The sequence below is a fragment of the Corynebacterium sp. HMSC035E02 genome, assembly GCF_001836065.1.
Classification (GTDB): domain Bacteria; phylum Actinomycetota; class Actinomycetes; order Mycobacteriales; family Mycobacteriaceae; genus Corynebacterium; species Corynebacterium hiratae.
Map to the genome: position 1 here is coordinate 179,353 of NZ_KV827330.1, position 14,349 is coordinate 193,701.

The window sequence follows — 14,349 nt, forward strand, 5'->3', positions numbered from 1 at the left end:
ACGCGCGAGGAGGAACAATGCTTCAGGGACTAAGTAATGCTGACCGCGCCACTGTGCTCGCGGAGGCCTTGCCATGGCTGCAGCACTACCGCGACAAGATTGTGGTCGTGAAATATGGCGGCAACGCGATGGTGGATGATTCCCTTAAGGCCGCCTTCGCTGCCGATATGGTTTTTCTGCGCACCGTGGGCGCCAAGCCCGTCGTGGTCCATGGCGGTGGGCCGCAGATCAACGACATGCTGGGCAAGCTGGGGATTGAAGGCGAATTCAAGGGCGGTTTCCGTGTGACCACTCCGGAGATCATGGACGTGGTTCGCATGGTCCTCTTCGGTCAGGTGGGGCGTGGCTTGGTCAACCTCATTAATTCACATGGCCCGTATGCCGTGGGTACCTCGGGTGAGGACGCTGGGTTGTTTAAGGCGCGCAAGCGGCTCGTCCAGGTCGATGGTGAGCCGACTGATATCGGCATGGTGGGAGAGATCGTCAGCGTCGATCCCACCGCCGTCATGGACATTATTGAGGCCGGGCGCATCCCGGTTGTGTCTACTATCGCGCCCGGTGATGAAGGCGAGGTGTACAACATCAACGCAGATATCGCGGCCGGGGCCTTGGCGCGAGCGTTGGGCGCCGAGCGCTTGGTGATTCTCACGAATGTGGAGGGCCTGTACACCGATTGGCCGAACCGCGACTCCTTGGTGTCGAAGATCGAGATTGACAAGCTCAGCGCGCTCCTCCCAGGCCTGGATTCCGGAATGATCCCGAAGATGGAGTCCTGCCTCATGGCCGTGGAAGGCGGAGTCAGTGCCGCGCACGTCATCGACGGGCGCATCGCCCACGCCGTGCTGCTGGAGCTGTTGACTATGGGAGGAATCGGCACGATGGTGCTGCCCAATGACTATAACCGCGAGGACTACCCGGAGGGAACGGTCTTCAGGAAGGACGATAACAAGTGACCGCGCAGACCAAGTTGACAGAGCGTTGGGGTCAGGTGCTCAGCAACACCTATGGAACCCCACCCGTTGCCATCGTGTCCGGTAAGGGGGCCACGGTGACCGATGAAGACGGTAAAGACTACATCGACATGCTCGCGGGTATCGCGGTGAATTCGCTAGGCTACGCCCACCCGGCGATCGTCGACGCGGTGAGCGCCCAGGTGGCCGCCGTAGGCCACGTGTCCAATCTTTTTGCCAGCGAGCCCGTGATTGAAGCCGCCGGGAAACTCCTGGACAAGGTGGGAGATTGCGAGGCTCGCGTCTTCTTCTCTAACTCTGGCGCGGAAGCTAATGAGGCGGCCTTTAAACTGGCTCGTCTGACCGGCCGTCGCCGCGTCCTTGCAGCGCACCATGGTTTCCATGGCCGGACAATGGGTTCTTTGGCCATGACTGGGCAGCCCAGCAAACGCAAAGCCTTTGAACCTTTCCCGGGCGGAGTGGAGTTTTATACCTATGGCGACATCGACTACCTGACCGCTTTGGTGGAGCAAGATCCGGAGGACACCGCCTCCATTATCTTGGAGCCCATCCAGGGGGAGACGGGTGTCATCCCGGCACCTGAAGGTTTCCTGACGGCGGTGCGTGAGCTCTGCACCAAGCACGGCATCCTCATGGTCGTGGATGAGGTGCAAACGGGTGTGGGGCGTACCGGTGACTTCTTCGCCTTCCAGCATGAAGGCATCCTCCCGGATGTCATCACCATGGCGAAGGGGCTGGGTGCTGGCATGCCTATCGGTGCCACCATTGCGCGTGGTCAGGCCGCAGACCTTTTCACTCCGGGCTCCCACGGCACGACGTTTGGCGGCAATCCTGTCTCGTGTGCGGCGGCGTCAACGGTGCTGGAGCTTGTCGACGTCCCCTTCCTCGCCGAAGTCACCCGCAAGGGCGAGTGGTTGCGGCAGGAGATTGGTAAATCCCCTGCGGTGCAGTCGGTGAGGGGCCGAGGGCTTATGCTAGGTGTTGTATTAAATAAGTCGGTGGCCAAGGAAGTCGTGGCTGCAGGTTTGCAGCATGGACTAATCCTCAACGCCCCAAGTAGCGAGGTCGTACGCTTGACCCCGCCGCTGGTGATCACCGATGAAGAACTCACCCAGGCGGTGGAACGCCTGCATAAGGTACTGGAGGAAGTTGCATGAGTGTGCGCCATTTCTTGGCCGATGATGACCTCACGCCGCAGGAGCAAGCCGAGGTTCTCGACCTGGCTCTAAGGCTCAAGAAGAATCCCTTCTCCGAGCGCCCATTAGAGGGGCCGAAGTCGGTGGCGGTGCTCTTTGACAAGACGTCGACGCGCACGCGTTTCTCCTTTGAGGCGGGAATTGCTCACCTGGGCGGCCACGCCATCGTGACGGAAACTAAGTCGACGCAGATGGGCAAAGGGGAGACCTACCAGGACACCGCAGCGGTGCTCTCCCGTTTCGTTGAGGCGATCGTGTGGCGCACATATGCGCATCAAAACCTTCTGGACATGGCGGAGACTGCGACGGTACCAATTGTCAACGCCTTGTCCGATGACCTCCATCCCTGCCAGATCTTGGCGGACTTGGTGACCTGCCGTGAGAACTTCGGGGACCTTACTAGACTGAAGGCCGTCTACCTAGGGGATGGCAACAACAACATGGCAAATTCCTACATGCTGGGGTTTGCTACCGCTGGCGTGGAGATGACCATTGTTGCCCCGGAGGGTTTCCAGCCGCAGGCGGAGTTTGTTGAGCGTGCCCGAAAGCGCGGTACGGTGACGGTGACCGATTCCCTTGACGGCGTGGACGGCGCTGATGTTGTCATTACAGACACATGGGTGTCCATGGGCCAGGAGGATGACGGCAAGGACCGCCGCACACCGTTCTTGCCCTATCAGGTGACCGCGGATGTGATGTCCCGCGCTAAGGACGAGGCAATCTTCCTGCACTGTTTGCCGGCCTACCGCGGCAACGAAGTAACTGCTGAGGTAATTGATGGGCCCCAGTCGCGCGTTTTCGACGAGGCAGAAAATCGCCTCCATGCGCAGAAGGCGCTGCTGGTCTGGCTCCTTGCGGCTCAAAAGGAGAACTAAACGAATGACTACGACCCCAACTACACGCAATGCCCGCCAAGCCAAGATCTTGGAGATCTTGGATCGCACCCGGGTCACCAGCCAAGTTCAGCTCTCAGAGCTCCTGCTCGATGAGGGGATTGATATCACGCAGGCTACGTTGTCGCGTGATCTCGATGAGCTGGGAGCCAAGAAGGTCAAGCGCGATGGCGGGCGGTCCTTCTACGTGGTGGGCGGTGAGTTGGAGCAATTCGAAGATCAGCTCAACGGCCCGCGAGAGAAGCTCCGGCGCATGCTTGATGAACTGGTGGTGTCCCATGACTTCTCTGGCAACATCGCCATGCTGCGCACCCCGGCGGGCGCTGCGCAGTACTTGGCCTCCTTCATCGACCGCGTGGGACTTCCAGACGTGGTCGGCTGCATCGCGGGCGATGACACGATCTTCGTCCTCGCGCGCGAAGGGTTGACCGGCCGCGAGCTTGGTGAGAAACTCACCAACCGCAGCATTTAACATTTATACGTAAGTCTGTATAATATAAATAAGTTCGATTTTTTAGCACCTGTTTGTCTTAAAGGAGCCAATAACTATGACTGCACGCGTTGTGCTTGCCTACTCTGGCGGTCTCGATACCTCTGTCGCCATTCCTTACCTGGCCAAGATGACCGGCGGCGAAGTCATCGCCGTCTCTCTTGACCTCGGCCAGGGTGGCGAGGACATGGAGTCCGTGCGCCAGCGCGCCCTCGACTGCGGTGCGGTCGAGTCCATCGTCGTTGATGCCAAGGATGAGTTCGCAGAGGAGTACTGTCTGCCCACCATCAAGGCAAACGGCATGTACATGAAGCAGTACCCGCTGGTATCGGCCATCTCCCGCCCGCTCATTGTCAAGCACCTCGTTGAGGCTGCTCAGACTCACGGCGGCACCCACGTCTCCCACGGTTGCACCGGCAAGGGTAACGATCAGGTGCGCTTTGAGGTCTCTTTCCGCGCGTTGGATCCGGCTCTGGAGATCATCGCCCCGGCGCGTGACTACGCCTGGACCCGAGATAAGGCTATCGCCTTCGCCGAGGAAATTAACCTTCCCATCGAGCAGTCCGCAGCATCCCCGTTCTCCATTGACCAGAACGTCTGGGGCCGCGCGGTAGAGACCGGCTTCCTAGAGGACCTGTGGAACCCGCCGACAAAGGACCTGTACGCCTACACCGAGCAGCCGGACCTGGGCAATGCCCCGGACGAGGTGACCATCACTTTTGACAAGGGTGTTCCCACTGCTATTGACGGCAAGCCGGTGACCGTCCTCCAGGCTATCGAGGAGCTTAACCGCCGCGCTGGTGCCCAGGGCATTGGCCGCCTCGACATGGTGGAGGACCGCTTGGTAGGCATCAAGTCTCGCGAGGTCTACGAGGCCCCTGGTGCCATGGTGCTCATCAAGGCTCACGAGGCGCTGGAAGACGTCACCGTGGAACGCGAGCTGGCCCGTTACAAGCGCCTCACGGACGCTCGCTGGTCCGAGGAGGTCTACGATGGCCTCTGGTTCTCGCCGCTGAAGCGCTCCCTGGATGCTTTCACCGAGTCCACCCAGGAGAACGTCACCGGCGATATCCGCATGGTTCTGCATGCTGGCACCGCCACCGTCAACGGCCGTCGCTCTGGCCAGTCGCTGTACTCCTTCGACCTGGCTACCTACGACACCGGCGATACTTTCGATCAAACCGCGGCCAAGGGCTTTGTCCAGCTGCACGGCCTGTCGACGCAGATCTCCAACCAGCGTGACCGCGACGGCGGTTTCCCCACCGGTAAGTAAACCAGCACAGCCAAGGTCAAGGTAAGGAATCGATGCATAAGACTAACGAGGGTGCGCTGTGGGGTGGCCGCTTTTCGGGCGGCCCCTCCGAGGCGATGTTTGTCCTGTCCGTATCCACCCACTTCGACTGGGTCCTCGCCCCCTATGACGTGCTGGCCTCCAAGGCTCACGCCAAGGTCCTGCACAAGGCCGGATTGCTATCCGACGCTGACTTGGACACCATGCTTAACGGCCTGAGTGAACTAGGGGAGAAGGTCGCTTCTGGTGAATTCACCCCGCTGCCGACGGATGAAGACGTCCACGGTGCGATGGAGCGCGGTCTCATCGACATCGTAGGACCTGAGGTCGGCGGCCGCCTGCGCGCTGGGCGCTCCCGCAATGACCAGGTGGCAACGCTGTTCCGGATGTGGATTCGCGATGCCATTCGCGATATCGCACTTCAGGTCACGGATTTGGTGGAGGCTCTGGCTAGCCAGGCCGAGGCCCACCCGGATGCCATTATGCCGGGCAAGACCCACTCCCAGGCGGCGCAGCCGGTGCTGCTGGCACACGAGCTGCTCGCTCATGCCCAGCCGCTGCTGCGCGATATCGAGCGCCTGCAAGATCTGGATAAGCGCTTGGCGGTGTCCCCTTATGGTTCTGGTGCGCTCGCGGGCTCCTCGCTGCACCTGGATCCGGAGGCGATTGCCGAGGAGCTGGGCTTCGATTCTTCCGCGGAGAACTCGCTAGACGGTACGGCAGCGCGTGACTTCGCCTCCGAGACGGCCTTCGTGCTCACCCAGATCGCGGTGGACATGTCCCGACTGTCGGAAGAGATCATCTACTGGTGCACCCCGGAGTACGGCTACGTCACCCTGGATGATGCCTGGTCGACTGGTTCCTCGATCATGCCGCAGAAGAAGAACCCGGACGTTCCGGAGCTGACCCGCGGTAAGACCGGCCGACTCATCGGTAACCTCACCGGCCTGTTGGCAACGCTCAAGGCGCAGCCTTTGGCCTATAACCGAGACCTGCAGGAGGATAAGGAGCCCATCGTGGACTCGGTGGCGCAGCTGAACCTCTTGCTGCCTGCCATGACTGGGCTGGTGGAAACCCTGACCTTCCATGAAGACCGCATGCGTGAGCTGGCCCCGCGTGGCTTTACTTTGGCCACCGACCTGGCCGAATGGATGGTGCGCCAGGGTGTGCCGTTCCGTGAGGCGCATGAGGCTTCCGGTGCCTGCGTGCAGATCGCGGAGTCTCGCGGTGTGGATCTGGTGGATCTCACGGACGAGGAACTGGCGGGCGTCGACAAGCGCCTGCTTCCGGAAGTTCGTGAGGTGCTGACCATTGATGGGGCAGTGGCATCCCGCTCCACCAAGGGTGGCACCGCTGGCGTTCGCGTGGTGGAGCAGCGCGAAAAGGTTCGCGAGCGCGCTGGCGCCGCGCGGGAGTGGGCCAAAACTTCCCTGCGCTAGTCCGCACAGAGAATGAATAACCGCATGGTCTTTTCAGGCCATGCGGTTCTTTTGTGTGGGGGTAGAAATCAAATCTATTACTACTGGGCATCGATGTGCTGGGTCACACTGTGGGGGTGCCGAAGTGACGGAAGTCTCATTAGGTTGTTATAACGTTTTCTTAGGGAATGTGAAGAAAGGCACGTTCGCAACTTTGAAAGGACTACCTTCCTAATGGCTGATACACTTCGCCCGCCCAACACGGAGTCTCACGAGAAGGAGAAAGCGGTCTATGCTTCGGAAGACCACGGACTTCAGAAGGGGATGGGCAATCGCCAGCTCCAGATGATTGCCATCGGCTCTGCGATCGGTACCGGTTTGTTGCTCGGTACCGGCAGCCGTTTGCAAACCGCTGGACCATTTCTCGCAGTTTTGTATTTGGTCTGCGGTTTCTTCGGTTACATTATCTTGCGCTCGCTCGGCGAACTCATCGTCTACCGCCCAAGTTCGGGTTCTTTCGTGTCCTATGCGCGTGAGTTTTACGGCGAAAAGACTGCCTTCGTTACCGGATGGCTCTACTGGGGCAACTGGGCTGCGACCCTGGTGGCCGACGGCACAGCCGTGGCCATCTACATCAAGTGGTTTGGTCAGTACACCTCCTGGCTCGACGCTGTCCCGCAGTGGTTGCTCGCTCTCGGCGTGGTGTGCAGCATCCTGTTGTTCAACATGTTGTCGGTGAAGATCTTCGGTGAACTGGAGTATTGGTTCTCCATGATCAAGATCATCGCGCTGTTGATTTTCATGGTCGTGGCTATCGGCGTGGTGATTATGGGTCACCCGAATGGTGACCCGACGGGCTTTAGCCTGATATCCGATGCCGGTGGCTGGCTGCCCAATGGCCTGCTTCCCGCCGTCATCGTCATCCAGGGTGTGGTCTTCGCCTACGCCGGTATCGAGCTGGTGGGCACCACCTCCGGTGAGACCAAGGACGTGGAGAAGCACATCCCACGCGCGGTCAACAGCGTCCTGTTCCGCATCGTGGTCTTCTACTTCGGTAGTGTGCTGCTGCTGACCCTGGTGCTGCCGTACACCAGCTACGTTGCGGAAGTATCGCCGTTCGTGACCTTCTTCGAATCCCTCGGCGCTGGTTATGCCGCACCGATCTTCCAGCTGGTTGTCATCACCGCGGCAATTTCCTCGCTGAACGCCGGACTGTATTCGACGGGCCGCATCATGTACAACATGTCTACTGCCGGCTCCGGGCCGAAGTTCGGCGCGCGCATGTCCAAGTCCGGTGTGCCCTATGGTGGCATCGTGATGGCCGCCTTCGTCGGCCTTGCCGGTGTGTTCCTCAACTATGTTGTGCCTGAAATGGCCTTCGAAATCGTGCTGAACTTGGCGGCGCTGGGAACACTGGCGTCGTGGGCTGCAGTGGCCTTGTCACACATCAAGTTCGTGCAGCTGGCCAAGAAGGGGCGCTATACCCGCCCGAACTACCGCTCGCCATTCGGCCAAGCTGGTGACTGGTCCGTTCTCGCTTTCATCGGCGTGGTCATCATCCTCATGGCTTTCGATTACCCCATCGGAACCTTCGCTTTGGCCTCAACGCTACTTCTCATCCCAGTGTTTGCGGCAATGTGGTTTGCCTGGCGTGAGCGAATCTACGCGATTGCGGCGGAGAGGAAGGCCAAGCACCTGCCGACCTCGCGCTTCCCGGCCGCACCGCAAACGGACCTTCACCCCAGGAACCGAAACACACCGCACAGCAAGAACCAAGACAAGAACTAAGAATGGAGACTTTGATGAAGCCTGTAGTTAAGTTTGTTGATGTAGAGAATATGGCGCGCTGGATTCAGCGCGAAGGCGTCGAGAACATCATCACCGGGATGGTGGACTACCTTGAAGCCGACTACCGCGAATGGGAGCGCTTCGACAAGGTTGCGCGCGTTGCCTCCCACACCCCCTTTGGTGTTATCGAGCTCATGCCGACCTCCAATGGCAAGGAGTACTCCTTCAAATACGTTAACGGTCACCCTTCCAACCCCGCCCGCGGTTTTCAGACGGTTACTGCCTTCGGCGTGTTGGCGGACGTTGACAATGGATACCCCACCTTCGAAGCTGAAATGACGCTGCTTACTGCACTACGCACGGCCGCGACCTCCGCCATGGTGGCCAAGTACCTGGCCCGGAAGGATTCTAAGCGCATGGCCATGGTGGGTGCCGGCTCCCAGTCCGAGTTCCAGGCCCTTGCCTTCCGTGGAGTGATGGGAATCGATGACATTGCCATCTACGATATTGACCCTGAGGCCGTAGAGAAATTCCGACGCAATCTGGAACCGCTGGGTTTCAACATTACGGCCGCCTCGAGCGTTGACGAGGTAGTTGTGGGCGCGGATATCATTACCACCTGCACCGCGGACAAGGCTCAAAACCAGATTCTGGCCGAGCGCCACGTTGCACCGGGCGTGCACCTCAATGCCGTCGGTGGTGATTGCCCGGGCAAGACCGAGCTCGAAAGCTCCATCCTGGATAAATCCAAGGTCTTTGTTGAATTCCCAGAGCAGACACGCGTCGAAGGAGAGATTCAGCAGAAGCCGGAGGACTTCCCGGTTGTCGAGTTCTATCAGGTACTCACCGGCCAGGCCACCGGGCGCGATAATGATGAGCAGATTACGCTCTTCGATGATGTCGGATTTGCCATCAATGATTTTTCTGCACTGCGCTACCTGCGTGATTCCGTCAAGGGTACAGATTTGGAATCCGAAATCGACATCATCGCGAACCCCGACGACCCGAAGGACCTTTTCTCGTTGGTCGCGAACGTACCTTCTCTTCTTTAACCAGAGCGCACGGAAAGGGGGGGAGCCTGTTTCTCCCCTTACCCCGCCGCGAATCCAGCGGTGAGAAGAAAATCACTTTATGATTTAGAACATGAGCAGCTCATCATCGAAGAAGCGCACCAAGTCCTTCGTGATCGCCGCGGTTTTCCTTGCGCTCGCTGTGGTATCCGTCGTGATAGGTCGCGGAGGTAGCTCCCTTCCGAGCTTTGGCTTTTCGACAACTACGCACCACGTTAAGGGCGCCATTAGCCCAGAGCTGGAGGCTGTTTTTAAGGACCCGGCCACAACGAAGGCGATGGAAAAGCACGATATCGAGCTCGAGCTCGATGTCCTACCGGCACGGGACTTCGTTGAGGGAAGCAGTAGCTTGGACAAAGATTATGACTTTGTGCTCGCGGATCCTAACGGCGCTACATGGACCTCCGATGTGCGCGATGCCCATCCGGAACTAGCCGGAAGGGATGACCTATCCCCGATGTTTTTTGGTAAGCCGCTTTTGGTGCTGGTGCATAGCGAGCTTGTCGAGGACATGAGGGACCACGATTTGGTTTCGGGATACGACAATCAGGCAGCGCTGAATATAGAGACGCTGGTGGAGATGTCCCAGAAAGACACTCGTTGGCGGGACATCAGCCCGTCCTTCGGCTCGCCGCGCGTGGTGGATGTGGCGGTGCCACAGGTGGACCAGTCCTTTGCCGCACTGCGCTATGCCCGGGTCGTACACACCGCGGCCGCGAATTATGCGGAAAAGGAACTGGGCAGCGGTAGCAAGGAGAAGATCAACGCGCAGGCGGATGACATCATGCGCCGCCTCGTTGCTGATCAGGGGTATGGCGAAACCACCGATCAGGGCATCCTCGATGCTTTCCTCCGTGTGGATAAGGGCGAAATGCCTATGGTATTGACCACCGCGGAGCAGTACGTGTATCTAGAACGTGCGGGCAAGGATCTATCCGGCTATACGCTGTTGGCGTTGAAACCGGCGACGAAACTAAGCAGCATCGTCCTTCCACGTACTGACGAGGGCGCATTGTTCGTCACAGCAATGAATGACGCAATCCCAGCAGTCGCGGAGAACCTTGGCTTGGGCTCGGAGAATTCGGACTTCATTGCCGATATTGAGCCTTCAGATAACTACCAGATCCCGGTGGATGGTGGCGATACCACCCCACTGCGGTGGGCGGATTATGAAGAGATTTTGCGAGTGGTTGGCTAAGGCCCCGCAAGGAAAGCATCAGGAAGGTACAAGGGAATGTTTCGGTCTTTAAAAGTCCTGCTCGTCATGCTGAGCGCCATGGCGCTGACGGCTTGTTCGGCAGGTGACTTGTTCGATGATGTGGATATGCCGGGTTCCGGCTCGTCCTTCAGCGGTGGCCTCAACATTGTGGCGGCCACGGAGCTTAAGCCTCTGGAGCCGGTGCTTGACGACGCCTCCCAGGACCTCGGCTTCGATATCACCATGACCACCGAGGATGGGACGCTGGCGAATTCCCGCAGCCTGAAACAAGGCGGTTTCGACGGATCCTATGATGCCACGTGGTTTGCCACCAATCGTTATGCGCGCATCATTGGTGCCGATGAGAAGCTGCGCAAAGAACACAGTGTGGCGCGATCCCCCGTGGTACTCGGTGTGCAGCCTTCCGTGGCTAAGGAAAAGGGCTGGACCACGAAGCAACCAACGTGGCAGGAGATTGCTGACTCGGGGATTACCTTCGGTATGACCGATCCTTCGACCTCAAACTCGGGCTTCTCCGCGCTATCGGCTGCGACCACTGCTTTCGCGGACACCGGGCGCGCGCTTACGGAGAAGGATATCCGCCAGGCCACGGGCAAGGTCCAGAAACTCTTCAGTAACCAGACTTTAACGTCGGGATCGTCGGGTTGGCTGGCTGATAGGTTCCGCGAGCATCCGGAGCAGGCCGACGCCATCCTTAATTATGAATCAGTGCTGTACCAGCTCAAGGATGAGGGCGTCGATCTTGAGGTGGTCATCCCCTCCGATGGCGTGATTTCGGCGGACTACCCTTTGTCGGCTCTCGCCAGCTCCCCAGACCAGGAGGCTGAAGGTAAGGTGCAGGCACTTGCCGAGTGGTTTGCTGAACACCCAGAGAAGCTGAGGAGCTACCACCTGCGTGTGGACGATTCTGACATGCCCGGGACCATCTTCGAGCTGCCGTACCCGGCCAATGAACAAACCGTAAGCGCACTGGAGGATGCCTTTGCTCACGAGCTGCGTAACCCTGGCAACACGGCGCTGGTCTTGGATACCTCGGGCTCCATGGAGGGCGAGCGCATTGATTTGCTCAAGAATAGTCTGCGCCCGCTAATCGACGGCTCAGCTGACGGCTCTCCAGACGGTGAAGGTCAGGTAGCCTTCCGTAACCGTGAGCAGATCAAGCTCATCCCATATTCTTCTGAGCCGCAGCAGCCGACTCGCGCGCGAGTCGATTTGCAGAACCCGGCAACCACAAAAGAGCTTGCTGATCGCGTAGATCGACTCGTGGCGGATGGCGATACGGCGACGTTCGAGGCTGTGCTCAATGCCTTCAACGAGGTAGACACCAGCAGCGGCGAGATTGGGACCGTGGTGCTCATGACTGATGGCGAAGTGACGCGTGGGCGTACTTTTGCACAATTTAAGGAGGCCTATGAGCAGCTTCCCCCAGAGAAAAAGGAGATCCCGGTCTTTGTCATCTTGTATGGTGAAGCCAACATTCAAGAGATGGAGGAGCTTGCTCAGCTCACGGGCGGCAAGACATTCGATGCGCTCAACGGTGACCTCGCCGCGGCCTTCGAGGAAATCCGCGCTTACCAGTAAAAATCTCCACCTATCCCCAGGAGGACCTACACCTTATGAACACACTGAACTCGCGGAAGATCGTCGTCGGCGTTGCGGTAACGGCGCTCGTTATCGTCCTTCACGTGTTGACTGGTGGCGGTTTAGGTTTCTTGTGGCCACTGGTCGCGGTCTGCACAGGTGCGGCTGCGGGATTCGTGACGCCGCCAAAGCAGGAGAAAGCTATTGAGGCCCCCACCTCGGGTGCAGGTCAACTGATTAGCTCATTGGAGGGCGTCCGATACAACCTGAAGCAGTCCAAAGTGCCCGGACCTGTTAAGAAAGCGTGGGACTCGTTCGATGACTCGGCCGTGTGGGTCCTAGACAATTGGCACCGCCTCGACGATGCCCCACACCAGCAAGCCCTCGTGCGGGACATGATTGAAGAACACTCTAAGGAGCTGGTGAATTCTTACCTCGACGTCACGGACTTGAAGAATCCAGTGGCTGTCGAGGAAATGAGCGAATCGCTGGGGATCCTAGGCCGAGAGATGGGCGAGATTCGAGACGCCATTGCCCAAAACTCAGTACGCAACCTGCGCAACCATTCCATGGCTCTCAAACTCGAATACGGCGGGACCCTTCCATCCATCGAATCCAAGGAGGTGTAGGGTTAGCGGTTATGAGTCTCGATTCGAAGCTGCTCGACATCTTGGTATGTCCGCAGGATAAAGGTCCGCTGAACTATCTGGCCGAAGAACAGGTTTTGGTCAACGAACGCCTCGGCGTGGCCTATCCCATTGAGAACGACATTCCCGTCATGCTGGTAGACCACGCAGTACCGTGGCCACCCCAGAACTAATTCTCACAGCACCGAATCGACTTTCCAAGGAGCATTCATGAACATCATCGATGAGCTGCAGTGGCGCGGCCTCATTAACCAGTCCACCGACCTTGACGCACTGCGCGAGGCTTGCGAAGAGCCCATTACCTTGTACTGCGGTTTTGATCCAACCGGTGACTCCCTCCATGCTGGTCACCTCGTTCCGATGATTATGCTGCGCCGCTTCCAAAAAGCTGGCCACCACCCGATTGCTTTGGCCGGTGGCGCAACGGGCCAAATCGGTGACCCACGCGACGTAGGGGAGCGCACCATGCTGTCGCAGGAGACCATCAACGAGAACATGGTGGCTATCAAGAAGCAGCTGCGCCAGTTTATTGACTTTGAGGGCGAGAACGCAGCCACCATGGTCAACAATGCTGACTGGACCTCGCAGATGACCGTCATTGATTTCCTGCGTGATGTCGGCAAGAACTTCTCGCTGAATACCATGTTGGACCGTGATACCGTCAAGCGCCGCTTGGAGTCCGACGGTATTTCCTACACCGAGTTCTCCTACATGCTCCTCCAGTCCAATGACTACGTTCACCTCCACGAGGAGTACGGCTGCGTCCTGCAGATTGGCGGTGGCGATCAGTGGGGCAACATCGTGTCTGGCGTCGACCTCAATCGCCGCGTCAAGGGCGTCAAGGTTCACGGACTCACCGTCCCGTTGGTGACGGATGCCCAGGGGCAAAAGTTTGGCAAGTCTACCGGCGGCGGAAAGCTCTGGCTCGATCCGGAAAAGACGTCGCCTTACTCGTGGTACCAGTACTTCCTCAATGCCGGTGACTCCGTGGTTATTGACTACCTCCGGTGGTTTACCTTCCTGTCGAAGGAAGAGATCGCTGAATACGAGGAGAAGGTTGCTAATGAACCTTTCCGTCGCGAGGCACAACGCCGTCTCGCCCAGGAGATGACCACACTGGTCCACGGCGCGGAAGCCACCAAGGCTGTCGAGCTTGCTGCTCAAGCGCTGTTCGGTAAAGCAGAGCTTGCTGACCTTGATGAGCAGACGCTGGCGGGTGCGCTTTCTGAAACCACCGTGGCCGAGGTAGCTGCCGGTGAACCGCGCTCCATCGTTGATCTGTTGGTTGCTTCTGGTCTGGCAGATTCCAAGGGCGCGGCTCGACGCACCATCAAGGAAGGTGGCGCCTACGTCAATAACCAGCGTATTGAAGCCGATGACTGGGAGCCGGCGGACGAAGACTTGCTTCACGGTAAGTGGCTGGTGCTTCGTCGCGGTAAGAAGAACTTTGCCGGTGCCAAGCTGAACTAATTAGAGCTCTCGACTTCGCTAGATGACTGCATGCGAATCCCGTCGCCTTGTGCGGCGGGATTCGTCGTTTCTGGGACAGAGTATCTGCACCGGCCGCCGAAGGTTAAGGAAAGTGCTGTTAACCAGGCGATTTGTTGAAGCTTGGGGCTGTGCGTATATTTATCGAAGTCGCCGCGAGACGCTGGTGACACGGAGATTAACTCCTAGTTGACAAGGGATAAACTTGTTAGCTAGAGTATGAACTCCAGCCGCTCAGAGCAGAGAATAGATGAATTCGATGTGACGGGTGTGCGGATGATGTTTGAGAACTCAATA

13 protein-coding genes are annotated in these 14,349 nt (G+C 58.5%); all 13 read left to right on the forward strand.

Annotated elements, in window-relative coordinates:
* The first annotated feature begins 17 nt into the window (after positions 1-17).
* The 13 genes from argB (at position 18) to tyrS (ending at position 14,034) form a co-directional block, all read left to right on the forward strand.
* Positions 18-953, forward strand: a complete 936-nt coding sequence (argB, locus tag HMPREF2635_RS04295) for an acetylglutamate kinase (RefSeq protein ID WP_070679811.1) — start codon at positions 18-20, stop codon at positions 951-953.
* A complete protein-coding gene (locus tag HMPREF2635_RS04300; protein ID WP_070513296.1) occupies positions 950-2,128 on the forward strand; it encodes an acetylornithine transaminase in 1,179 nt (392 codons plus the stop codon). Before argB ends, HMPREF2635_RS04300 begins: the two co-directional genes overlap by 4 nt.
* Entirely contained in the window at positions 2,125-3,042 is a 918-nt protein-coding gene (gene argF / locus HMPREF2635_RS04305; RefSeq protein ID WP_070545688.1) for an ornithine carbamoyltransferase, read from the forward strand. The genes HMPREF2635_RS04300 and argF overlap by 4 nt, the downstream gene beginning before the upstream one ends.
* A 4-nt stretch (positions 3,043-3,046) precedes the next feature.
* Positions 3,047-3,532, forward strand: a complete 486-nt coding sequence (locus tag HMPREF2635_RS04310) for an arginine repressor (protein ID WP_046648521.1) — start codon at positions 3,047-3,049, stop codon at positions 3,530-3,532.
* Positions 3,533-3,608: 76 nt separating this feature from the next.
* A complete protein-coding gene (locus HMPREF2635_RS04315; protein WP_046648520.1) occupies positions 3,609-4,823 on the forward strand; it encodes an argininosuccinate synthase in 1,215 nt (404 codons plus the stop codon).
* A gap of 32 nt (positions 4,824-4,855) precedes the next feature.
* Positions 4,856-6,280 carry an argininosuccinate lyase gene (gene argH / locus HMPREF2635_RS04320; RefSeq protein WP_070545691.1) on the forward strand — a complete coding sequence of 475 codons (1,425 nt, stop codon included), beginning with the start codon at positions 4,856-4,858 and terminating at the stop codon, positions 6,278-6,280.
* Positions 6,281-6,493: 213 nt separating this feature from the next.
* Positions 6,494-8,047, forward strand: a complete 1,554-nt coding sequence (locus tag HMPREF2635_RS04325; protein ID WP_070545694.1) for an amino acid permease — start codon at positions 6,494-6,496, stop codon at positions 8,045-8,047.
* Between the two features lie 14 nt (positions 8,048-8,061).
* Entirely contained in the window at positions 8,062-9,099 is a 1,038-nt protein-coding gene (locus HMPREF2635_RS04330) for an ornithine cyclodeaminase (protein WP_070545696.1), read from the forward strand.
* 91 nt (positions 9,100-9,190) lie between these two features.
* Positions 9,191-10,315: a hypothetical protein gene (locus tag HMPREF2635_RS04335; protein ID WP_070545699.1), complete on the forward strand. Its 1,125-nt coding sequence runs from the start codon at positions 9,191-9,193 to the stop codon at positions 10,313-10,315.
* A gap of 36 nt (positions 10,316-10,351) precedes the next feature.
* On the forward strand, positions 10,352-11,917 hold the full coding sequence (locus tag HMPREF2635_RS04340; protein ID WP_049154614.1) for a vWA domain-containing protein: 1,566 nt from the start codon (positions 10,352-10,354) through the stop codon (positions 11,915-11,917).
* A 35-nt stretch (positions 11,918-11,952) separates the two neighbouring features.
* A complete protein-coding gene (locus tag HMPREF2635_RS04345; RefSeq protein WP_046648514.1) occupies positions 11,953-12,546 on the forward strand; it encodes a hypothetical protein in 594 nt (197 codons plus the stop codon).
* An 11-nt stretch (positions 12,547-12,557) separates the two neighbouring features.
* Positions 12,558-12,737 carry a Trm112 family protein gene (locus tag HMPREF2635_RS04350; RefSeq protein ID WP_049154615.1) on the forward strand — a complete coding sequence of 60 codons (180 nt, stop codon included), beginning with the start codon at positions 12,558-12,560 and terminating at the stop codon, positions 12,735-12,737.
* A 37-nt stretch (positions 12,738-12,774) separates the two neighbouring features.
* Positions 12,775-14,034 carry a tyrosine--tRNA ligase gene (gene tyrS / locus HMPREF2635_RS04355; protein WP_070545702.1) on the forward strand — a complete coding sequence of 420 codons (1,260 nt, stop codon included), beginning with the start codon at positions 12,775-12,777 and terminating at the stop codon, positions 14,032-14,034.
* Positions 14,035-14,349: the final 315 nt, after the last annotated feature.